At 57.7% G+C, this 22,738-nt stretch carries 22 protein-coding genes; 5 read left to right on the top strand and 17 right to left on the bottom strand.

Annotation, left to right across the window (positions count from 1 at the left end):
• Positions 1-11: 11 nt before the first annotated feature.
• The 10 genes from LA5095_RS22970 to zapE all read right to left on the bottom strand — a co-directional run bounded on the left by LA5095_RS22970 (position 12) and on the right by zapE (position 11,634).
• The gene (locus LA5095_RS22970; protein ID WP_055119250.1) at positions 12-770 is read right to left on the bottom strand and encodes an SDR family oxidoreductase; all 759 of its coding nucleotides are present in this window, start codon (positions 768-770) and stop codon (positions 12-14) included.
• 51 nt (positions 771-821) lie between these two features.
• Positions 822-1,436 carry a LysE family translocator gene (locus LA5095_RS22965; RefSeq protein WP_055119248.1) on the bottom strand — a complete coding sequence of 205 codons (615 nt, stop codon included), beginning with the start codon at positions 1,434-1,436 and terminating at the stop codon, positions 822-824.
• Positions 1,437-1,464: 28 nt separating this feature from the next.
• Entirely contained in the window at positions 1,465-1,842 is a 378-nt protein-coding gene (locus LA5095_RS22960) for a hypothetical protein (RefSeq protein ID WP_055119246.1), read from the bottom strand.
• 12 nt (positions 1,843-1,854) lie between these two features.
• Entirely contained in the window at positions 1,855-3,366 is a 1,512-nt protein-coding gene (gene odhB / locus LA5095_RS22955) for a 2-oxoglutarate dehydrogenase complex dihydrolipoyllysine-residue succinyltransferase (RefSeq protein ID WP_055119244.1), read from the bottom strand.
• Between the two features lie 62 nt (positions 3,367-3,428).
• Positions 3,429-6,416 carry a 2-oxoglutarate dehydrogenase E1 component gene (locus LA5095_RS22950; protein WP_055119242.1) on the bottom strand — a complete coding sequence of 996 codons (2,988 nt, stop codon included), beginning with the start codon at positions 6,414-6,416 and terminating at the stop codon, positions 3,429-3,431.
• Between the two features lie 201 nt (positions 6,417-6,617).
• Positions 6,618-7,523 (bottom strand): succinate--CoA ligase subunit alpha, encoded by a 906-nt coding sequence (gene sucD / locus LA5095_RS22945; protein ID WP_055119240.1) that lies wholly within the window; start codon positions 7,521-7,523, stop codon positions 6,618-6,620.
• On the bottom strand, positions 7,524-7,982 hold the full coding sequence (locus tag LA5095_RS22940) for a hypothetical protein (RefSeq protein ID WP_144436116.1): 459 nt from the start codon (positions 7,980-7,982) through the stop codon (positions 7,524-7,526). It lies immediately after the preceding gene.
• Positions 7,983-8,068: 86 nt separating this feature from the next.
• Entirely contained in the window at positions 8,069-9,262 is a 1,194-nt protein-coding gene (sucC, locus tag LA5095_RS22935) for an ADP-forming succinate--CoA ligase subunit beta (protein ID WP_055119236.1), read from the bottom strand.
• A gap of 78 nt (positions 9,263-9,340) precedes the next feature.
• Positions 9,341-10,303 carry a malate dehydrogenase gene (gene mdh / locus LA5095_RS22930; protein ID WP_055119234.1) on the bottom strand — a complete coding sequence of 321 codons (963 nt, stop codon included), beginning with the start codon at positions 10,301-10,303 and terminating at the stop codon, positions 9,341-9,343.
• Positions 10,304-10,476: 173 nt separating this feature from the next.
• Positions 10,477-11,634, bottom strand: coding sequence for a cell division protein ZapE (zapE, locus tag LA5095_RS22925; RefSeq protein ID WP_055119748.1), 1,158 nt, complete (start codon positions 11,632-11,634; stop codon positions 10,477-10,479).
• Positions 11,635-11,817: 183 nt separating this feature from the next.
• Here zapE and LA5095_RS22920 point away from each other — a divergent pair, with 183 nt between their 5' ends.
• A complete protein-coding gene (locus tag LA5095_RS22920; RefSeq protein ID WP_055119232.1) occupies positions 11,818-12,360 on the top strand; it encodes a GrpB family protein in 543 nt (180 codons plus the stop codon).
• A gap of 82 nt (positions 12,361-12,442) precedes the next feature.
• Here LA5095_RS22920 and LA5095_RS22915 read toward each other — a convergent pair whose 3' ends face one another.
• From LA5095_RS22915 to LA5095_RS22905, 3 genes are all read right to left on the bottom strand, one after another.
• Positions 12,443-13,228, bottom strand: coding sequence for a DUF7662 domain-containing protein (locus LA5095_RS22915; RefSeq protein ID WP_055119230.1), 786 nt, complete (start codon positions 13,226-13,228; stop codon positions 12,443-12,445).
• A 74-nt stretch (positions 13,229-13,302) separates the two neighbouring features.
• The gene (locus tag LA5095_RS22910; protein ID WP_055119228.1) at positions 13,303-13,830 is read right to left on the bottom strand and encodes a protease inhibitor Inh/omp19 family protein; all 528 of its coding nucleotides are present in this window, start codon (positions 13,828-13,830) and stop codon (positions 13,303-13,305) included.
• Positions 13,831-13,929: 99 nt separating this feature from the next.
• Positions 13,930-14,385 (bottom strand): arsenate-mycothiol transferase ArsC, encoded by a 456-nt coding sequence (locus LA5095_RS22905; protein ID WP_208992834.1) that lies wholly within the window; start codon positions 14,383-14,385, stop codon positions 13,930-13,932.
• A gap of 232 nt (positions 14,386-14,617) precedes the next feature.
• Here LA5095_RS22905 and LA5095_RS22900 point away from each other — a divergent pair, with 232 nt between their 5' ends.
• The 4 genes from LA5095_RS22900 (at position 14,618) to LA5095_RS22885 (ending at position 18,782) form a co-directional block, all read left to right on the top strand.
• Positions 14,618-14,995 carry an MAPEG family protein gene (locus LA5095_RS22900; RefSeq protein ID WP_055119226.1) on the top strand — a complete coding sequence of 126 codons (378 nt, stop codon included), beginning with the start codon at positions 14,618-14,620 and terminating at the stop codon, positions 14,993-14,995.
• 106 nt (positions 14,996-15,101) lie between these two features.
• On the top strand, positions 15,102-15,995 hold the full coding sequence (locus tag LA5095_RS22895) for a GNAT family N-acetyltransferase (protein ID WP_055119224.1): 894 nt from the start codon (positions 15,102-15,104) through the stop codon (positions 15,993-15,995).
• 99 nt (positions 15,996-16,094) lie between these two features.
• The gene (gene recQ, locus LA5095_RS22890) at positions 16,095-17,984 is read left to right on the top strand and encodes a DNA helicase RecQ (RefSeq protein WP_055119221.1); all 1,890 of its coding nucleotides are present in this window, start codon (positions 16,095-16,097) and stop codon (positions 17,982-17,984) included.
• Positions 17,985-18,059: 75 nt separating this feature from the next.
• Positions 18,060-18,782 carry an outer membrane protein gene (locus LA5095_RS22885; protein ID WP_082442540.1) on the top strand — a complete coding sequence of 241 codons (723 nt, stop codon included), beginning with the start codon at positions 18,060-18,062 and terminating at the stop codon, positions 18,780-18,782.
• 144 nt (positions 18,783-18,926) lie between these two features.
• Here the strand turns inward: LA5095_RS22885 and msrA are convergent, their stop codons facing one another.
• From msrA to LA5095_RS22865, 4 genes are all read right to left on the bottom strand, one after another.
• Entirely contained in the window at positions 18,927-19,571 is a 645-nt protein-coding gene (gene msrA, locus LA5095_RS22880; RefSeq protein WP_055119216.1) for a peptide-methionine (S)-S-oxide reductase MsrA, read from the bottom strand.
• A 115-nt stretch (positions 19,572-19,686) separates the two neighbouring features.
• Positions 19,687-20,064: a VOC family protein gene (locus LA5095_RS22875; protein ID WP_055119214.1), complete on the bottom strand. Its 378-nt coding sequence runs from the start codon at positions 20,062-20,064 to the stop codon at positions 19,687-19,689.
• A gap of 90 nt (positions 20,065-20,154) precedes the next feature.
• Positions 20,155-21,597 (bottom strand): cell envelope integrity protein CreD, encoded by a 1,443-nt coding sequence (gene creD, locus LA5095_RS22870; RefSeq protein ID WP_055119212.1) that lies wholly within the window; start codon positions 21,595-21,597, stop codon positions 20,155-20,157.
• Positions 21,598-21,944: 347 nt separating this feature from the next.
• Complete coding sequence (locus LA5095_RS22865; protein WP_029064184.1) at positions 21,945-22,727, bottom strand: succinate dehydrogenase iron-sulfur subunit; 783 nt, start codon at positions 22,725-22,727, stop codon at positions 21,945-21,947.
• Positions 22,728-22,738 lie beyond the last annotated feature (11 nt).

The raw sequence follows: 22,738 nt of genomic DNA, 5'->3' as shown, positions 1-22,738 counted from the left end.
AGTTTGCCGGATCAAGGTAGGATTGCCCGGCCACCGGACACGTCCAGGATGGCTCCGGTCGTGTAGCTGGACTGGTCGGACATGAGCCAGATGATTGCATCCGCCACTTCATCGGCGGTCCCCGCACGTTTCATGGGGAGTTTCGATTGCACTTGAGCCACCCTGTCAGGCAACCCGCCGGATGCATGAAGTTCCGTGTCGATGATACCGGGTCGAACGGCATTCACGCGAATGCCTTCGTCGGCAACTTCAAGTGCGAGTCCCACCGTCATCGTGTCGATCGCCCCCTTGGAGGCAGCGTAATCGACATATTGCGCCGGCGATCCCAGCTTGGAACCCGCCGAGGCGAGATTGACGATAGAGCCACCCTGTCCGCCGTGTTTCGTCGACATGCGTTTCACGGCCTCTCGGGCACACAGAAAGGAACCGACCACGTTGATCGTGAAGATTCGGTTGAGGCGCTCGACACTCATTTCGTCGACGCGTTGGGAGACGTCGACCACACCGGCATTGTTGACCAGTCCTGCAAGGCCGCCGTGCTTGTCCGCTTCTTCGAACAGGCGGAGGATATCGGCCTCGCTGCCGACATCGCCCTGCACAGCGACAGCCTTTCCGCCCTGCTGCTCGATTTCGGCAACAACCGCATCGGCAGCCGCCTTGTTGGCGGTGTAATTGACAACAACCGTTTGCCCCGGAATACCGAGTTTCCGACTCACGCTGGCGCCAATTCCCCGGCTTCCGCCCGTTACGATGAACACACTGTCAGACATCTACTCTCCAGAACCTGCTTGATTGGACACAAGCCGCCGATTTGAAACCCGTCACTGCTCCGCGACTGCCAGCCTGAGGCCGAATCCGGTGAAGGCAGCTGCGATCGTCCGCCGCATCCAGACCATGACCCGTTCGCTCTTCAGGACCTTTTCTCCGACCAGCGATGCAAACAGCCCATATCCGAGAAAGACGACAAAGGTCATGGCCATGAAGACGCCACCGAGCATCAGCATGTCCTTTGTCGGGTTCACTGCAGAGGGACTGACGAATTGCGGCAAAAACGCCATAAAGAAGACGGTCAGTTTCGGATTGAGAATATTGATCAGGAAGGCGGTTCGTGCCGTCGCGACGAAGCTCTTGCGCACTCCCCTGTCCGCCTTCAGGTCAACAGGACCGCTGTCATTCAGTGTCTTCCAGGCCAGATAAAGCAGGTAGGCGACACCGGCATATTTCACCACCTGAAAGATCAGGGCACTGGTGTGCATGAGAGCTGCCAGTCCGACGACGGACGCCAGGATCGCCGGAACGATCCCGATCGTACAGCCGACGGTGGCGGCAAGAGCCGCCTGCCGTCCCTTGCCGAGCCCGACGGCGACCGTGTAGACGACCCCGGTCCCGGGGACCAGGACGACGATCAGGGCGGTAATCAGAAATTCCAGACTCATTTCGGTCCCCAGACTTTCCCTGCTCTTGTCAAACGTGGTTCTTTGCCTGGTTCTTGAGATAGTGGTAAATCGCAAGCCAGATCGCCGCCAGGATTGTGCCAATTATCGCAGCGGACACAATCCCCTCGTAAAAGCCGCGCGTTGCGAACCCTGCCGCAATCAGGCTGTAATAGACTACCGTGAACCCAAGGTTAGCCAGGGCGGCTCGCAGGATACGGCGGCTCTGCAGCCAAATCTCGATCGCAAGCCATGACGCCAGGCCTGCGATCGCGGCACCAAAAACCGAGTGCAAGGTGACCGAAGAAGCGCCCACACCCAGTGTGGAGACCAAATTCCATGTGGCTCCCAGCGCGATATAGGCCAAGAACCCAAGGATCAACCAGATTGGAATTGGCCTGCCGAACATTTGCGGTGTCCCTTAAAGATCCAGAACCAGGCGTTGCGGATCTTCCAGGCTTTCCTTGACGCGGACCAGGAAGGTCACGGCTTCCTTGCCGTCGACGATCCGGTGGTCATAGGACAGCGCCAGATACATCATCGGACGGATCACCACCTGACCATTCACGGCCATCGGGCGATCCTGGATCTTGTGCATGCCCAGAATGCCGGACTGCGGCGCATTCAGGATCGGAGACGACATCAGCGAACCATAAACACCGCCATTGGAAATGGTGAAGGTACCGCCGGTCATGTCGGCCATGCCGAGCTTGCCGTCACGTGCCTTGCGGCCAAGATTGCCGATCTCCTTTTCGACTTCCGCAATGGACATCTGGTCCGCATCGCGGACAACCGGAACCACGAGACCCTTGGGTGTGCCGACGGCGACGCCGATGTGGCAGAAATTCTTGTAGATGATGTCCGTGCCATCGATCTCGGCGTTGACAGCCGGGATCTCTTTCAGGGCATGGGTGACCGCCTTGGTGAAGAACCCCATGAAGCCGAGCTTGACGCCATGCTTCTTTTCGAACAGGTCCTTGTATTCCTTGCGCAGATCCATGACCGGGCCCATGTCCACTTCATTGTAAGTGGTCAGCATTGCGGCCGTGTTCTGCGCATCCTTCAGGCGGCGCGCGATGGTCTGGCGCAGCTTGGTCATGCGGACGCGCTCTTCACGTCCTTCATCATCAGCTGCAACCGGACCCCGGGCGACCTGCGTCGCTGCCGAAGCGGATGCAGCAGCGGTCGCGCCGGACGCAATCGCTCCAATGACATCTTCCTTCAGAACCTGACCGCGCTTGCCGGAACCTGCAACCTGACCGTCGGCAAGATTGTTTTCCGCCATCATCTTCTGTGCCGAGGGCGCTGCTGGCATCGAAGTACCTGAGGCTGACGGCACCGGTGCCGAAGCGGCTGCAACCGGGGCGGCAGCAGCTGCAGCACCCGAAGGATCGATCTGGCAGAGCAGAACGCCCGGCTCAACCGTGGCACCTGTCTCCGCCGCGATCTTCACGACGGTTCCGCCGACAGGGGCCGGAACTTCCTGGGCGGCCTTGTCTGTTTCCAGTTCGACAAGCGTATCGTCCGTCTTGACGACGTCACCGACCTTGACGCTCCATTCACCGACTTCAGCCTCGGTGACCGATTCACCGGCGCTCGGCGTGATCACGTCCACAAGCTCCGCCTTTGCCGCGGGAGCTGCCTCTGCCTTGGCCGTAGCAGGCGCGGCGGCAGCCGGTGCGGCCGCAGCTCCGGCGCCTTCTGCGATCTGTCCGAGAAGCGCACCGACCTCTACGGTGTCCCCTTCGTTGACCACGATGCTTTCAAGCGTCCCGGCGGTCGGGGCCGGTACTTCAACGGTCACCTTGTCGGTTTCCAGTTCCACGAGCGGCTCGTCCTGACTGACGGCGTCGCCCGGCTTCTTGAACCACTGTGCAATAGTTGCTTCAGAAACGGATTCACCCAGAGTGGGCACGCGAATTTCGGTTGCCATGGTCGCCTTCTCTTAAAATTACCCGGCCAAATTTCGGAAGGGGCCCTCGAGCCCCCTCAAGATCAGTTTCCAAGAGACTCTTCAAGGAATTGCTGCATTTGCGCGAGATGCACGGACATCAGACCTGTCGCGGTCGATGCCATCGCGGAACGACCGGCATAACGCGGCCGCCGGTGCTTGGCGTCGATCTGTTCCAGGACCCATTCGATATAGGGCTCAACGAAGAACCAGCTGCCCATGTTCTTGGGCTCTTCCTGACACCAGACCATTTCGGCCTGGGGGAAGCGGGCAAGCTCAAGCATCAGCGCCTTCTTGGGGAACGGATACAGCTGCTCGACACGCATCAGGTACACGTCATCGACGCCGCGTTTCTCGCGTTCCTCAAACAGGTCGTAGTAGACCTTGCCTGAGCACATCACGACCCGGCGGATCTTGTCGTCCGACACGAGCTTGCCGTCCGAACTCAGATTGGGACCCCAATCATCCCAAAGCAGACGGTGGAATGTGGTGTCCGGACCGAGTTCGTCGATCCTGGAGACCGCTTTCTTGTGGCGCAGGAGCGATTTCGGCGTCATCAGGATCAGCGGCTTGCGGATATCGCGGCGCAACTGCCGCCGCAGGATGTGGAAATAATTCGACGGTGTCGAACAATTGGCAACCTGCATGTTGTCTTCCGCGCAGAGTTGCAGATACCGCTCGAGACGGGCAGAGGAGTGTTCCGGCCCCTGACCTTCATAGCCGTGCGGCAGAAGGCAGACGAGACCGGACATGCGCAGCCACTTGCGTTCCCCTGACGAAATGAACTGGTCGAACAGGACCTGCGCCCCGTTGGCAAAATCGCCGAACTGGGCTTCCCACATGGTCAGAGCACGCGGCTCGGCCAGTGAATAACCGTACTCGAACCCGAGCACCGCCTCTTCGGAGAGCATCGAATTGATGACCTCGTAGCGCTGCTGGTCCGGCGAAACATGGTTGAGCGGGATATAGCGGCTTTCGTCTTCCTGGTCGTAAAGGACCGAATGACGCTGGGAGAATGTACCGCGCTCACAATCCTGGCCCGACAGGCGCACCGGATGGCCTTCCTTCAGCAAAGAGCCGAAGGCAAGCGCTTCCGCTGTTGCCCAGTCAATCCCCTCGCCGGTCTCGATCATGCGTTCACGATGCTTCATGAAGCGCGAGATGGTGCGGTGGATGTTGAAGCCTTCCGGCACATGGGTCAAAGCCCGGCCGATCTCCTTGATCTCGGCAATCGTGAGCCCGGTTTCGCCGCGGCGAGGGTCTTCCTCATCGCGGGCCCTCTTCATGCCGGCCCATTTGCCGTCGAGCCAATCGGCCTTGTTCGGCTTGAATGCCTGACCGGCATCGAATTCGCCATCCAGGTGCTCGCGCCAGTCCGCCTTCATCCGGTCGACGTCTTCCTGACTGAGCACACCTTCCTTGATCAGGCGCTCGGAATAGCGCTGCAACGTCGTCGCGTGCTTGCGGATCTTGCGATACATGATCGGCTGCGTGAACGCAGGCTCGTCGCCCTCGTTGTGACCGAAGCGGCGATAGCAGATGATATCGATGACCACCGGACGCTGGAATGTCTGGCGGTACTCGATCGCGATCTTGGCTGCGAACACGACCGCTTCCGGGTCGTCCGCATTGACGTGGAAAATCGGCGACTCGATCACCTTCGCCATATCGGACGGATAGGGCGAGGACCGCGAGAAGCGCGGGTTGGTGGTAAAGCCGATCTGGTTGTTGATGATGACGTGAACAGAACCACCGGTACGATGGCCGCGCAACGCTGACAGGCCGAAACACTCCGCGACGACACCCTGGCCGGCGAATGCCGCGTCGCCGTGCAGCAGCAGAGGCAAGACGGTGTTACGTTCAACCTCGGTGGTCTCGATGAATTTGCCGTTCTCGTCGGCCGCAAGCTGGTCCTGCTTTGCACGCGCCTTGCCAAGTACGACCGGGTTGACGATTTCCAGGTGAGACGGGTTCGCTGTAAGCGACAGGTGAACGTTGTTACCGTCGAACGTCCGGTCGGATGATGCACCGAGGTGATATTTCACATCGCCGGAACCTTCCACCTCGTCAGGTGCATAGGAACCGCCCTTGAATTCGTGAAAGATGGCGCGATGCGGTTTGCGCATCACCTGGGAAAGCACGTTCAGCCGGCCACGGTGCGCCATGCCGAAAACGATGTCCTTGAGCCCCATCTGGCCACCGCGCTTGATGATCTGCTCAAGTGCGGGGATCAGGGCTTCGCCGCCATCCAGGCCGAAACGCTTGGTGCCGGTGTACTTGACATCCAGGAACTTCTCGAAGCCTTCCGCCTCGACCAGCTTGTTGAGGATTGCCTTCTTGCCCTCGGAGGTAAAGGCAACCTGCTTGTCCGGGCCCTCGATGCGTTCCTGGATCCAGGCTTTGGCCGCCGGGTCGGAAATATGCATGAACTCGACACCTAGTGTCGAGCAATAGGTCCGTTTCAGAATATCCATCATCTCGCGGATGGTGGCGTATTCCAGACCCAGAACATGGTCGATGAAGATCTTGCGGTCCCAGTCGGCTTCCGTGAAGCCGTAGGACGACGGATGCAGCTCTTCGTGATCACCCTTGCCGGCAAGACCCAGCGGATCGAGATCGGCGTGAAGGTGACCGCGCATGCGGTAGGCCCGGATCATCATCAGGGCACGAACCGAATCCCGGGTCGATTGGTGAACCTCGGCGTCGGAAACAGGCTCGCCCCTGGCCTCGGCCTTTTTCTTGAGCTTGTCACCGAGCTGCTGCTCTATCGGTGCCCAGTTGCCGTCAAAGGCATTGACGAGATCGCCATTGGCTTCGATCGGCCAGTCCTTGCGCTTCCAGGGAGCACCGCGTGCTTCCTTGAGCACTGCTTCCTTTTCATCCTGGAAGGCCGCAAAGAAGTCCTGCCACTCGGCATCAACCGAGTTCGGATCCGTCTTGTACTGGGCATAGAGGTCTTCGATATAGGATGCGTTGGCGCCGTAAAGCAACGACGTCAGTGCGAATACGTTGTTCGCTTCCTGCCGTGCCATGTCCTTTAGCGGAGGGCTGCTCCGCCCTTTTTGTTATGGCGGGCCGAAAATAGACCCGCGGCCGGTTCCCTACAAAGACCGGAGAATCACCGGCCCCTCGAAAAGTATTACGACACTTTGTCGCGCCGTAACCTATCCTTTAACCATGCAGCAGGAAACGTAAACAGTTTCCGTCACCTGCTGCATAGAATTCTTGTGATTTCAGCCTTTCAAGGCTTCCAGAAGCGTCTCGCCAAGCTTGGCGGGAGACGGTGACACCCTGATGCCGGCTGCTTCCATCGCCGCGGTCTTGTCTTCCGCGCCGCCCTTGCCGCCGGAAATCACGGCTCCTGCATGGCCCATCGTGCGTCCCGGAGGCGCAGTCCGCCCCGCAATGAAACCGGCCGTCGGTTTCTTGCGGCCCTTCTTTGCCTCATCGATCAGGAACTGAGCTGCATCTTCTTCGGCTGATCCACCGATCTCACCGATCATGATGATCGATTCGGTTTCATCGTCGGCCAGGAACATTTCCAGGACGTCGATGAACTCGGTTCCCTTGACCGGGTCACCACCGATACCGACAGCGGTCGTCTGGCCGAGGCCTGCATTGGTTGTCTGGAAGACGGCTTCATAGGTGAGCGTGCCGGAGCGCGACACGACACCGACAGAACCCTTCTTGAAGATGGAGCCCGGCATGATGCCGATCTTGCACTCTTCCGGTGTCAGGATGCCCGGGCAGTTCGGGCCGAGGAGACGTGAACCGGACTTGTCCAGCTTCGCCTTGACCTTGACCATGTCGGCAACCGGGATGCCTTCGGTAATACAGACGATGAACGGGACTTCCGCATCGATCGCCTCGATGATCGCTGCACCTGCACCTGCCGGCGGCACATAGATCACGGAAGCGTCCGCACCGGTTGCCTCCCTGGCTTCACCAACACTGGCGAAGATCGGCAATTGCGCGGCACTTTCGACAGAGCCCCAGGTTTCGCCGCCCTTTTTCGGGTGAACGCCGGCGACCATCTTGGTGCCATAATATTCAAGCGCCTGTTCCGTATGGAACGTGCCGGTCTTGCCGGTCAGGCCCTGAACAATGATTTTCGTGTCTTTATTGACGAGGATGGACATTTAGCTGCCTTCCTTAAAGATGATCTTCTGAACCGAAAAATTGGAAAACGCACCTTCGATAGACTGAGAGCCGACAATATGAGCTCGTTGCTGCGGCAATTCTAACAATACCCGCACTCCTGTGGTGTTCTGCAAATCGACCCTAGAACTGTCGGGCAAAATTGCCAAAAGAGACTCAGCCAAATTCGAGCAGTGCAGCGGAGGATCGCCCAAGGTTTTAGGCCCCGTATTCTGCCCTCCAAACGGAAGAAAGTTTGTTGAGCAATCAACCAACCTCATGTCCGTAAATTCAACTTCTCGATAGTGAAATTCCAGGCCATCTTGAGTGAACAAGCGAACGAAGTAAGTTTGTTTTGTTTTATGCTCATCGCTTTTGTTCAGCGAATTTGCTTTTGCAAAACTTAAAACCTCTTCTGAATTGTTCCCATTATTCACGCAGAGAGCCACAAATTCGTGCAACGGGCACCTCGCAAACGCGGGGTCCGTTCCGACAACAGCTGAAGCTATTGCTGAAAAGACTATTGCGTTTAGAGCCCGCCGCATGATCAGCCCTTGACCGCTTTCACGATTTTCTGGGCGGCGTCGTCGAGATCATCGGCGGCAATTACGTTCAGACCGCTTTCGTTGATGATCTTCTTGCCGAGTTCCACGTTGGTGCCTTCCAGGCGGACAACGAGCGGAACCTGAAGACCGACTTCCTTGACGGCAGCAACCACGCCTTCCGCGATCACGTCGCAACGCATGATGCCGCCGAAGATATTGACCAGGATGCCCTTCACGTTCGGATCGGACGTGATGATCTTGAAGGCCGCGGTCACCTTCTCCTTGGAGGCACCGCCACCGACATCAAGGAAGTTCGCCGGCTCGGCGCCGTAGAGCTTGATGATGTCCATGGTCGCCATGGCCAACCCGGCCCCGTTGACCATGCAGCCGATGTCGCCGTCGAGCGCGACGTAGGCAAGATCGTGCTTGGACGCTTCGATCTCTTTTGCATCTTCTTCGGTGATGTCGCGCAGTTCCATGATGTCCGGATGACGGAACATGGCGTTGCCGTCAAAGGATACCTTGGCATCGAGGACGCGCAGGCGTCCGTCCTTCATGACGATCAAAGGGTTCACTTCCAGAAGGCTCATGTCCTTTTCGACAAAGGCCTTGTGCAGGATCGGGAACAGGGTCATGCCGTCCTGGCGCGCCGCGCCGTCCAATGCCAGCGCGTCGCAGAGCCTGGCGGCATCTGCTTCGGTCACGCCGGTTTCCGGGTCGATCGGCAAGGTTATGATCTTTTCGGGGGTCTCTTCGGCAACCGCCTCAATGTCCATGCCACCTTCGGTGGAAACGACAAAGGCCGGACGTCCGACCGTGCGGTCCACGAGAATGGAGAGATATAGTTCGCGCTCGATGTCTGCACCGTCCTCGATATAGAGACGGTTGACGACCTTGCCTGCTTCGCCGGTCTGCTTGGTGACAAGCGTGTTGCCGAGCATGTCCTTCGCGTGCGCGGTGACTTCGTCCAGAGAGAAAGCCAGCCGGACACCGCCCTTGGCATCGGCCGGCAGTTCCTTGAACTTGCCCTTGCCACGGCCGCCGGCATGGATCTGTGTCTTGACGACCCAGAGCGGACCGGGAAGTTGCTTTGCCGCGGCTTCCGCCTCATCGGCGGAGAATATGGCGACGCCGTCGGCGACCGGAGCGCCGAAATCCTTCAGCACAGCCTTTGCCTGGTATTCATGAATGTTCATGTGTTTCCCCCGTTGTCGGAGGACCGTCCTTTCCAGGGTTGAAAAGAACGATCGCTGCTTACCCGAGACAGTCGACGCTTAGGCGAGCGCCGGCTGAATTTTCTTACAGGCTTCAACCAGACCGTCGACCGAACCGACGGACTTTTCGAAGTTGGCCTTCTCCTCGCCCTGAAGGTCGATTTCGATGACGCGTTCGACACCGCCGGCCCCAATGACAACAGGGACGCCGACATATGTGTCTTTCAGGCCATACTGACCGTCGAGGGCGGCCGCGCATGGCAGGACACGTTTCTTGTCCTTCAGATAGCTTTCCGCCATCGCGATGGCGGAAGCCGCCGGGGCGTAGAAAGCCGAACCGGTTTTCAAAAGGCCGACGATCTCGGCGCCGCCATCACGTGTGCGCTGAACGATTTCGTCCAGACGCTCGGCGGTGCACCAGCCCATCTTGACCAGATCCGGCAACGGGATACCGGCAATTGTCGAATAGCGGGTCAACGGCACCATCGTGTCGCCGTGACCGCCCAGAACGAATGCCGTCACGTCTTCAACGGAAACGTTGAATTCCTCCGCAAGGAAATACCGGAAGCGGGCGCTGTCGAGCACACCGGCCATGCCGACGACCTTGTTCTTCGGCAGCCCGGAGAACTTCTGCAGGGCCCAGACCATTGCATCCAGCGGGTTGGTGATGCAGATGACGAACGCATCAGGCGCATGTTTGGCGATGCCGGCTCCGACCTGCTCCATGACCTTCAGGTTGATTTCCAGAAGATCGTCGCGGCTCATGCCCGGCTTGCGCGGCACGCCCGCAGTCACGATGACCACGTCCGATCCGCTGATCGCTTCATAGCCGTTTGCACCGGCCAGCTTGGCATCGAAGCCGTCTACCGGGGAAGACTCTGCCAGGTCCAGGGCCTTGCCCTGCGGCACACCTTCCGCGATATCGAAGAGAACGATGTCTCCCAGTTCCTTCAAACCTGCCAGATGAGCGAGCGTGCCACCGATCTGACCTGAGCCGATCAAGGCAATTTTATTTCGCGCCATGTCGAAAGTTTCCCTTTACGTAAGATGGAACTACATGCCATCCGCTGATGACTGAAGATGGCACTACCCCCTTTGCCGCCCCTGCGCAAGTTCGCCAAAAGAATATTGCGTTTGGGGCAGCAAAATTTCTCAATTCCTCTCGCCTGCGTAATTCTCCTATACGGAATGCAGACCTAAGCGTGTATTTCTCGTCTCTCACCCGCAAGGTAGGCTTCGGAGCGCATTTCGATCAAACGCGAGCTCGTCCGGTCGAACTCGAAAGCTTCCGTGCCATCTTCCGACGTGTAAAGTTCCTGGGGTTCCGCCTCAGCGGACACCACAATCCTGATGCCGTTATCGTAAAGCGTGTCGATCAGGTTGATGAAACGTTTGGCCTCGTTCCGACGTGCCTTCGACAGGACCGGGATGTCCTCGATGAAAACCGTGCTGTACGCATTGGCGATCCGAAGATAGTCGCTTGCGCCCAGGGGCTGCATGCACAGGTCGTCAAAGCTGAAACGGGCCGCACCGGACGCAACACAGGGAACCGGAATTTTCCGTCCCTTGTTTTCAAGTTCTTCGGCATGCGATTTCATACCGTGCGTCAGCTTTGTCCAGAGGCGATCCATCTCCGTGTCCGCTTGCTGTCCCAGCGGCGTTACATAGACCGGGGCTCCTGCCAGCTTTTCCAGCCGGTAGTCGGTCGGCGAGTCCAGGTGAAGAACCTCGACCTGCGACTTCAGCATGGTGATGAAGGGAATGAAGAGCTGGCGGTTCAGTCCGTCCTTGTAAAGGTTCGACGGATTGACATTGGAGGTCGCGACAACAATCACGCCCTTTTCGAATAGCTGAGTGAACAGGCGGCCCAGGATCATTGCGTCGGCGATATCCGTCACGGAAAACTCGTCGAAAAGCAACAGCCTGGTTTCGGCAGCAATCTGGTTGGCCACCGGAAGTATGGGGTCATCCCCCTTGACCTCACCGCGTTTGTGAGCCTGCCGATGTTCATGGATGCGCTCGTGTACATCCGTCATGAATTCGTGAAAATGGACCCGGCGCTTCCGCTGGATGACGGTCACCTCGTAATACAGGTCCATCAGCATGGTCTTGCCCCGGCCGACGCCACCCCACATGTAAAGGCCCTTCACCGCAGACCACAACTGGTTCTTCTTCTTGGCGAACAACCAGCCGAGCGAGCTTTTCTTCGAAGCAAGCCGGGTTTCCGCAAGCCGGGTGTTGAGCAGGTCGAGATGCCGGACGGCTTCCCGCTGAACGGGATCTTCCTTGATTTCACCGGATGCGATCAGGGCATCGTAGCGGGCACTCAAGGCGCGGTTAACCGGCAGTTCCATCTTCAAGAGTGCGGCTCCCTCCATGAGAATTCATGGGGCTGTGGCCAGCGAATGGCCTCGACTGTCAACTCGGCGAATAAGGTCATCAGACCACAGATGCAAGTCAAGTTATGGTTTAAAACTGTTACACTGCTTCACGCCGGGGCCTATTCAACCGATTGAAAGCTAACAATATCAAAACAAATGGCTATTAAGCTTTTTTCTCATGACCCAGACTGGATCAAACAGGCCGAATTGCTGATTTTCGACCTGTCGCGCCTGCTCGGAGATAAAGCGTCGAGAATCGATCATGTCGGGTCCACTGCCGTTCCCGGACTTTCAGCCAAACCAAAACTCCACATCGACATTACGCTTCGCCCGGATATCGAACCGGTTTCGCTCTGCCCTCCGTTTTACCTTTTCGGCTACGCGAACCCCGGAATTGTTCGCCGGGAGGGCGAAATTCAGCTCACCAGACCGGCCGGCCGGAGAATGTTTCCATACCTGCCCTGCGGACGCCCAACACTTATGGCCCACAGGCTCTGCCTGTGCCGATCCGGGCGCACAGCATCAAGACACCGGCGTAATTTCAGAGATGCACTCAGGAGCGATCCGGTGACCGCTGCAAACTATCAGCAACTCAAGCAGGAGCTGGTAGCAAGGTTTGGTCCTGCAGAAGACTGGGAGCGCTACAACTCGGGAAAAACGTCATTCATCACGAATGTGCTCAGCCAGCTCCGCACTTGATCTGTGAACAATAAAAACGCCCGCAACCGGCGAGCCGGATGCGGGCGAACTGCACAGGGAGGGGACACTGTGCTGGAGGAAACTACCTCAAAAGCAACGTCGACTTTCGGCCACTTTGCAGTTCCTGCAGATAAAGCAGCTGCGCAACCAGATAACATTCGGACTGATCATCAAGGTTTGCCTTGCGGCCTCGTCCGTCCGTAAGAAGCCATGCGTTTCCGGGTTTGACGACATCGCACTCGATCGGCGCAGCCGGATCAAATCCGGCCTTTTCGATTAACTCCGGGCCAATGCGTGAATCGTCCTCGGCATCAAGACCTTTCATCTCGAGCCGTAATCCCCTGTAAGCACGGGACACCGCGAGCGTGGCGACGATCCCGGTGACGACACTGTCACCCTCCATAGCCGCGAACCGCAGGACACCGCCCTGCTGGGGTATCGAACTGCTCGAGCATGGTGTGTTCTGGACTTCGCCCAGAAGCTCCCATTCCGACCTGAGGGTCACGGTCGCAGGCTGTCGAAGCGCCGCCATCTCCTTCGCAAGCCGCTTTTCAGCAGCCCGTTTCGGATTCTTGGAGTGTTTTTCAGCAACGGCAGCCCGCGCGACGGCGACCGTTCCTCCGATCCGCAACCGTCTGAAAACGATGACGTCGCGCATCAGGTCTGTGCGCTCGACGCGCCACCCCGCATCAAGCCATGAATTCTGGTGAACCAGACTGCCGCCTGAATTCGCCCACCACGTCCGGTGCTCCCGCGCACTTTTCGGCAGGCATGTACCTAGAATTTCTTCCAGTTCGTTGAGCTTGGGAGCCCAGACGACATCTTCAAGACGGGACAGGTGTTCGCGTAAAGGATCGTATTTTGACATTTGCACAGCCTTTCCGATAGCAATGCAAACATACACCTATTACGCGCAGTGTCCAGCAAAAATACTGAGGGTATTTAACGGTAAAGTGAAATGGGTGAGCCAACCGAGGTTTGACCGTTAAACTTCCCGGGTTCGCTGGAATAAAGTTGTGCCACGATCACACCGGATCCGTCCTTAAGAACCACCTGGTTACCGTTCAGGTCCCATGCAGAGATCCCTGACAGAGTTGGCGTACTACAACCTCTGGTGTTAGCCCGGTAGCCGCCTGACCAGGTCGTCAGCGTCATGAAAGCCATGCAGTTGTCACCGGCTGAAGCGAGCTTCCAGCCACCCAGAAGATCCGTACGGCCGACTTGTTGTGCATTGCCCGGAGCCGAGACAGGATTGCTCGCCAGATCAGCAGGCGCTCCCGTGCCATCCGTCGTTGTTCCGACAGGCGGTGCGGCATTCGGATCAAGTGGTGCAAGCGTGCCTGCCCCGACCGGTGTTGTCGGCGTTGCCGGCAAAGGTGCCGCATAGTTCGGGCCTCCGGAAAGTCTCTGGCATCCCGCCGCCAGAACCACCATTCCCAAAACCAAAACCAGTTTTCCCGCGCGCATCATGACGAATCAATCCCTCACCATCGTCCTAATTGGAGGCATCTCTTAGCCTACAATTTGTATAAAATCCAAAACACTGCAAAATTGCGTGTACTTTCCCAGTCACGCAACATTCCACACAGATGATTTCCCCAACCCGTTTGACGGTTCGATCAAAAAATCTATCGCGGAGCGAATTTCCTGAAAGCTCTCGACACAGGCGCCGAATGTTTCCCTTTCGGCAGACGCGCCGACAATACTCCACCAATGGCTGGAGGTGGTAGATTTCCAAAGTGGCGGTAACGTGACGGGAGCCATTTCGGTGAGATAAATGACCCGGTCCGGAATGATGGCATGCGGCATCAGGAATATATCGACGGATTTGGGCGCAAGGCCGCTTGCATCAACTCCGCAGGCCGACAGCAGCCTATTCACGTGCCGGTTCAGGCAGACTGCAGGATTCGTGCCTGCGGAAAATGCCCTCATCAGACCCCTTGCCCTGAAATTCAGATAGGCTTCGGCCAACGGCCCCAGAAAGGCGTTGTCCGGACACAGAAACAGGACGGTTGTCTTTGTCACCAGCAATTCCCCAAATCGGCAGGCGAGAATCATTTCACCTTCTGCGCCTTCGCATAAACGGACGACGGGATGAGAATGTGACAAAGCCTGTGTCCAGATGATTTTCATGAGGATTTCGGGGCCGGCGGTATTTCTGCAAGGGTGATCCGGCAGCGTCGCTTCCAATCTTTTTCTCACAATCTTGCAATTCTGACCTATTTGAAATGGTGACACATTCAACAAGGACCCAAACATGCCGATTGCCATCTGGTGCATTCTCGCCGCCGCAATTCTTCCTGTTCTGTCGATTTTTCCTGCCAAGCTCAGCAAGGACTACGACAACGAGAACCCGAGAAATCCGGATTTTTGGCGTGACGGCTTCCGCGCCCGGGCGCAAGCAGCCCAGGTCAACGGGTTCGAGGCCTTTCCGTTTTTCGCGATTGCCGTTTTCGTTGCCATGAGCCAGGGCGCATCGCTCTACTGGATCGATCAGCTGGCGGTCCTGTTCGTTCTGTTGCGGCTGATCTACGTGTTCTGCTACTGGACGGATCGCGCCACACCACGCTCAATCGCGTGGTTGGCATCCTTCATCACAATTGTGGCACTTTTCACAAGTTCACTGTGGAGTTGATCCGTCCCTAGACCGCAAATTAATTCAGGGAGCATTTGCACCACGCGGCCGATTTCGCTAACGATGCAGGTGAGTAGTACAGGTTACCGATGGGCAGAGGTGCATTGTGCGGACGACAGACCAGACGACAAACACCTTGCCGGCGCACCGTCAGGCAGCGTTGCAGCGGCAGGTAGCCGACCAGCATATCGTTGACGCACTGATAGCGGAACGCGGTAAACTCGTGATGGCGAGCCCCTGGTGGCCCTTCATCAAGCCGTTTGCCTATCGCATTCTGCGTTATCGTTCCGCTGTGGATATGGCCGATACCATTGCCCAGATGGAGGCGGTCGACGTTTTCGCCCGTCTGAGTGACATTCTCACGCTCAACGTCACGACCAAGGGGCTCGACCGCGTTCCAACCGAAGGTCCGGTTGTCCTCGTGTCCAACCACCCGACCGGCATTGCCGACGGCATCGTGCTGTACGACGCGATAAAATCGCGGCGCACCGATCTGGCGATCTTCGCGAACAGGGATGCGATTCGCATCAACCCGCGCCTCGCAGAGATGATCATTCCGGTCGAATGGCGCGCTGATTTCAAGAGCCGCGAAAAGTCCAAGGAGACGATAAAACTGGCGTCCTCCGCGTTTGCAACAGAACGTGTGGTGGTGCTGTTTCCTTCAGGACGCCTTGCCTACTGGCACCAGGGCAAGTTGACGGAACGGCCCTGGATGACATCGGCCCTGGCACTTGCGCGGAAAAACAAGGCGCCGATCATCCCGATGCATATGGGCGGACGAAACTCCGGTCTTTTCTATTTTCTTGCCCGAGTCTCGACCGAGTTGCGGGACATGACGGTCTTCAACGAGTTGCTCAACAAGCAGAACGCGAAATTCAACGTTCATTTCGGCAAACCGATCCGTCCCGACCGGTTGCAGGGCGACCTCACGGAACTCACCGAACAGATGCGCATCCACTGCGCCGAAACCCTGGCCGGCGACCCCGACGCCGAATTCTGATTAAATTTCCGGTCGATTGCGAAAATCATCCACAGGCCGGTTTGCCCTTCGCCTGCGAATAAGACATGGTGCGGAAGACTTTAGGGAAGCAGCCGCCTCATGCCAGTCTCGCCCGCTCTTGCCGCGGATGACTCAACACTCGTTCACCTCAGCGATCCGCCTTCGGTCCGTCCGGAGCCGAAACCGCTTGCCGTTCTGCAGAATGTGTTCGGGTACAGCAGCTTCCGCGGCAAACAGCAAGCCGTCATCGAAACCCTCATTGACGGCAGAGATGCCGTTGTCCTGTTTCCGACAGGAGCCGGGAAGTCACTTTGCTTTCAGATCCCGGCCCTGTGCAGACGTGGTGTCGGAATTGTCGTCTCTCCGCTGATCGCCCTCATGAAGGATCAGGTCGGTGCCCTGTGCGCCGCCGGCGTCCGTGCGGCCGCACTCAACTCGACCCTGTCAGGTGAAGATCAGGCTGCTTTGAGAGAAGAGTTGCGCCGCGGCGAAATCGACCTTCTCTACGTGACACCCGAGCGCCTAGGCAACGAGAGCTTCCGCAAGTTTCTGGATACGCTCGACATAGCACTCTTTGCGATCGACGAGGCGCATTGCGTCAGTCAGTGGGGGCACGATTTCCGCCCTGAATACATGTCGCTTTCATGCCTCGCCGAAAGATACCCCGGCGTCCCCAGGGTCGCCCTCACCGCGACCGCCGACCCGCATACGCAAGAGGACATCCTTTCCAGACTGAAACTGGAAGAGGCAAAGGTTTTCGTTACAAGTTTCGACCGACCCAACATCCGCTATGAAATCGTCGAACGATCGAACCAGCGCCAGCAATTGCTGGACTTCCTCGCAAAGCACAAGGGTGAAAGCGGCATCGTCTACTGCCTGTCACGTGCCAAGGTTGAAGATATCGCCGCGTGGCTGTCTGCCAAGGGAACGAGGGCATTGCCCTATCATGCCGGCTTGCCGGCAGACCAGCGGGCCGCCAACCAGGATGCCTTTCTCCTGGAAGAGGGCCTGTGCCTTGTCGCGACGGTTGCCTTCGGCATGGGGATCGACAAGCCGGATGTGCGCTATGTCGCGCATCTTGACCTGCCCTCCTCCGTCGAAGCCTACTATCAGGAAACGGGTCGGGCAGGACGCGACGGAGCGCCTTCAGAAGCCTTCATGGCCTACGGTATGGCTGATCTGGTGCAGCGGCGGCGCATGATAGCGGAAGGCGACGCTCCGGACGAGGTCAAGCGGGCGGAAAATACGAAGCTGAACGCGTTGCTGGGCATCTGCGAGACGGTAGGATGCCGCAGGCAGGCGCTTCTGGCTCATTTCGGGGAAACCTATCCGCAACCCTGCGGCAATTGCGATACCTGCCTCTCACCGGTTGAGACCTGGGACGGGACGGAGGCGACCCGAAAACTGATGTCCGCAATCTACCGCACGGGTCAGCGTTTCGGCACGGGACACGTGATTGACGTTCTGCTCGGCAAGTCCAATGAAAAGGTCTCCCGGTTCGGACACGAAAACCTGTCTGTCTTCGGCATCGGCCAGGATCTGTCGCAAAAGACATGGCAATCGATCGCACGACAGTTGGTCGCGGCGGGCTTCGTTGATGTGGACCATGCCCAGTTCGGAGCGCTTGTGCTCACCGAAAGCGCGCGGCCGGTCTTGCGCGGAGACAAAACAATTGCCCTGCGCAAGGACAGAAGCGCTGCCGGACTGAAACAGACACGTTCTTCAAGATCGGCATCCGTCGCGGACGAACTCGAGGACGAGGACAAGCTGCTTTTTCAGCGATTGCGGCGTCTCCGGACACAGATCGCGCGGGATCAGAATGTTCCTCCATACGTCGTCTTTCCCGATGCGACGCTCGCCGGGATAGCGGCTGCCAGACCGGTCAGTGCCGACGCACTTTTGGGCATATCAGGCGTGGGTCAGTCCAAGCTGGAGAAATATGGCGAAGCTTTCATGGACCTGGTGGAAGCTTTCGAAGCCGGCGTATGATTTCGTTAACCTTAATCAATTCTTGAGATTTCAGCCCGCATTCTTCTCCGCAATAGTTGTGTGCGGAGCTGATACATGCGGATTTGGATTGCCTGCCTGGCTGTTCTACAAACTTTGGTCTGCGGACAGATTGCGACGGTTTACGCGGCCGACCTGTTGAATGAAGGAATTCCAACCGCCGATGAATTGAGACTTCGGCCACAGACCTGGTCGGGCTTCAGCGGTGTCGCCTTTGCCGGTGGCGGAGTGGTCTCCGGCCGTGACGGTGTCGGATGGGACCTGACCATGCACTCCGGACTTCTTGGTGCCGCGGCCGGCTACGACACCCAGTTCGATCGGATCATCCTGGGTGGCCATCTGGAGGGATTTTTCTCGAACTTTCAAAAAACGACCGACAGCGGCAATGTCCGACAATCCGCGGAATGGATCGCCTCCATCACCGGACGGCTCGGCTACGATGCCGGCCGGTTCATGCCATACCTTACGGGCGGCCTGGGTATTGCCAAATACAAGTTCGAACAGACCCGCCCCCGCGAGGTGATTGATTTACTTGCATACGACTACGCCGTTACCTCGCCTGATAGCTTTTCAGGTGGAACCGTGACCGACACCAGGATGCTTTACGGACCTGTTGTCGGAGCGGGCGTCGAAACCAGACTGACGGACAATCTGTTTCTGCGCCTCGACTACAAGCATTTTCATTTTCTCGACCGGGATTTCCGTTTTCAAAACGGACAGACGTTCGAAGCCGGTGCAACGGCCGACATCGTTGATCTCGGCGTAGGTTTCCGCTTCTGAATAACGGGGACCTGATCCAACACCCCCGATGAACAAGCGAAACACCGCAGATGGTTCTTGCCGTCGATCGGGTCGTTTTCGACACCGGTCACAAAACCCGCCAGCATGCTGGCGGGCCATTTACATCCAGATATCGAAAGTCCTTTACGAACCTGCTTTGGGCAATCCCTTGTAAGCCTCGCCTCCCCACACGGATTTTACCCTCGCATCGCGCCCGCAGGCCTTGCGATAGCCCTTGTATGCCTCAGCCCGGGTAACATAGCCGAACCGCGTCAGCGTCCTGACATCGCTTTTGTAGTAAGCCTGATGGTAATCTTCCGCCGGCCAGAACACGGCCGCCCCCTCGACAGGCGTAACGACCTTTCCGCCAAGAGACTTGTTGGCCTTGTCGATTTCCGCTTTCGCCGCCTCGGCCTGTTTTTCATCCAGGGGATGAATGGCAGTGGAATAGCCAAAACCGCGATCACAGAACTGGCCGCCTGCGTCTGTTACGTCAACCGTGCGCAGAAAAATACCTACAAGGTCGCCATAACTGATCTTGGTCTCGTCGAAGTCAACCTGGACAACTTCCCTGTGTCCGCCGCGCTCATAGTTCTTGTAAGTCGGGTTTTGTGTCTTGCCGCCGGCATAACCGGACACGACGTCACGGACGCCAGGCAGTTTTTCAAGATCCGATTCAACACACCAGAAACAGCCTCCGGCAAATACGGCTGTTTCCGCCTGTGCCGGTGCAAATGGTGCAGCAACGGAAAGAGCGGCTACGAGAGAAAGCGGTAGAAGTCGCATCATGACAGTCCTCCATGAGTTGCCGGTAGAGGTAACGCATCCGTGCGCCAAGGCAACTCAACTCCATTTCCCTGCCTCGCACATCCGTGTGAGCAGATCGTGACCTGCCCGGCTCCGGTCAGGTGTCCCACTCGGTCGCCGCATCCTCGAACCCGGGCAATTGCGGATGGACCACGCAGAAACGATGCCCGCTGGTGGCCTGCATCACCGTCCAGCGATCCAGCTTGCTGACGATCGTTGCGCCAAGCGTTTCGAGCCGCTCGACCTCCCTGTCGGGATTGTCTGCTTCGATATCCAGGTGAACGCGTGGTGCGTGTTCGACCAGTTGCAACAAGATGCCGATTTCACCCTCCTTGCCATAGAGGCGGCGATAACGCGGACTTTTCGGTTTCTCCTCTACGGTTCTGCCGAGAGCACCCGCCCAGAATGCGGCATGGTCGTCAATATTTCCTCCCTGGCAATCGATCACCAGATCTCCCAAGCGACTCTTGTGCATGCAATCCTCCAACAAATTTCAAGAGAACAAATATCGAACAAAACGAGGCGAGCCGCAAGACCCGCCTCGCTCCCTTCGCGTCTTTTCGGGTCAAGCCGGCTCAGTTGCCGAGCGGTCGTTCGATTTTTCGTGGCCGGACCAATCGATCTTCTGGGTGACGAACATTGTGATCGCCAGCGCGACGAACCCTATGACAGACCCGATCAGCAGCGCGTAGTCCTGCTCGCGCATCAAGGCAAACAGGACACCGAAGATGCTTGCGAGAACCGCGAGCATCACAAGACCCGCTGTGCGGCTTTTCAGCGAGGTACCGACATAGACCGCATTGAGAACGGTCGCCGCGCCTGCGGCAGTCAGATACGCCAGCGCATAACCGACATGTTCAGCGAATGCGAGCAGCATGACATAGAAAATAATCAGGGAAAGGCCGACCAGTGCATACTGGATCCAGTGAAAGCGCCAACCGGACCGCATCTCCAGAACAAAGACGGCAAGGAAAGTCAGACTGATAAACCCGATCGCGTATTTCAGCGATCTGGAAATCGTCTGGTAGAAATTGACCGGTTCCACGAACTTCACACCCAGGAGCTTGTCCTGAAGCGGTATATTGCTAGTTTCCAGCATCTTCGGAATGCCGCGGGCGAGATAGGGAATGGTCCAGGCGGCGTCAAAACCGCTATCGGTAATGGTTCGCGTTTCGGGTAAAAACGCGCCAGTGAATCCGGGGTGCGGCCAATCGGATTGGAGCGCCACCTTGGTAGTCTGTCCCGCGGGAGCAAAATAGATTGCAGTCGAACCGTTGAGCTGCAGGGGGATGTCAAAGGCAAAACCCCTTTGCCAGGTTCCAGGCGGCACGGCAGCATTGATCCCCGATGCCTTGAAGGAGCGGTAGGCATCCCGGTCGCTCGTCATTTTCAAGGGACCGGATCCCGGCTCGAACGGAATGGATCGTTTCCCGTCGAGCCCGAGAGCGATCTCACTCTTGAGTGCCCGAACGTCGCCGATACCGATGACCAGAACCGCCTTGTCCGCGGCAACGTCGATCGTGCCGCCATGCTTCGGTTCGAACATATCGTCTGCAGGTGCGGAAAACGCTCCGCTCAGATTGACCCGGCCGTTGTAAACCGGAAGCGCATAAATGGATTTCCTGCGTTCTTCAACGGTGATGTCGCCGGTTACATCCAGACGCTGCGGGAAGAGCACGGCTGTCCGGCGCACCGTTTCGGTCTTCAATTTGTCGCTCGGCCCGGTGGTGTAGGTCTCCGTGAACGGGATCACCAGATAGGGGCCGTTGATCTCCTGGGTTCCGCCCCAGGATCTGGCGATGTCACGTGCGACTTCGGTTGCCCTGTGCGAACGTTCTTCAACCAGCACCCAGACAAAAACACTGGGAACGAGAAGCAGGAAGGTGAGCAGACCGATCAGGACGAATTTTACCGCGGGTGAGTTCAGGAAAGTCAAAAACCTGGGCGCACTGGATCGCTGCGTTGCCTCAGGACCATCCGGCGCATTGTGGCTTAGATCGTCAGTCATCAATAATCCCTCTGCCAAGCGGGTGCGAAACGGAAACGGCACCCGTCAATCGGCGAGACCCTCGCATTGCACTTGGGAGATTGCCGGGCGAAACCGGGCAGGGATTTCAGGGATTTTGTGCAAATTCCGTGCAGGCGCCAAAGAAACGATGAGATACTCTATCGGGTCTTGAATTGTCGTTTAACGAGACATCGAAAGACGCACATTTGTCACCCCGGCCCTGCGAAACTGAGACCGGGATTCGTCTTGGCGCACCACGTCAAGCCGGAATGACAAGCTGAACCACCAATACGCAAAAGGCCGCCCGGAGGGCGGCCTTCGCAAATTGTATGGGAACCAACCGAAACTCAAACCCGGCGTTCGACCATCATCTTCTTGATTTCGGCGATCGCCTTGGCCGGGTTGAGGCCCTTCGGGCAGGCTTCGGAACAGTTCATGATGGTGTGACAGCGGTAGAGGCGGAAAGGGTCTTCCAGATTGTCCAGACGCTCACCCGTCGCCTCGTCACGGCTGTCGATCAGCCAGCGATAGGCCTGAAGCAAGATCGCCGGGCCGAGATACCGGTCTCCGTTCCACCAGTAGCTCGGGCACGAAGTGGAGCAGCAGGCGCAGAGGATGCATTCGTAAAGACCATCCAGTTTGACGCGGTCATCGTGGGACTGGAGCCATTCCTTTTCCGGTGCAGGAGAAACGGTTTTGAGCCAGGGTTCGATGGATCGGTGCTGGGCATAGAAGCGGGTCAGATCCGGCACCAGATCCTTGACAACTGCCATATGCGGCAGCGGGTAGATCTTGACAACGTCGCCGGCGATCTCGTCCATGCCCTTGGTACAGGCCAGGGTGTTGGTGCCGTCGATATTCATGGCGCAGGAGCCGCAGATGCCCTCGCGGCATGAACGCCGGAACGTCAGCGTCGGGTCGACCTTGTCCTTGATGTAGATAAGCCCGTCCAGCACCATCGGACCACAGTCGTCGGCATCGATGAAATAGGTATCGACCCGCGGATTTCGTCCATCGTCCGGGTTCCAGCGGTAGATCCGGTATTCGCGCAGGTTGGTTGCCCCTTCCGGCTTGTCCCATACCTTGCCTTCCGTCACCGTGGAGTTCCGGGGAAGCGTCAGCTGAACCATCTCGTTACTGC

The sequence above is a fragment of the Roseibium album genome (assembly GCF_001404515.1).
Lineage (GTDB): Bacteria > Pseudomonadota > Alphaproteobacteria > Rhizobiales > Stappiaceae > Roseibium > Roseibium album.
The sequence above is the reverse complement of the archived record's forward strand: the minus strand, read 5'-3'. Positions and strand labels throughout refer to the sequence as shown.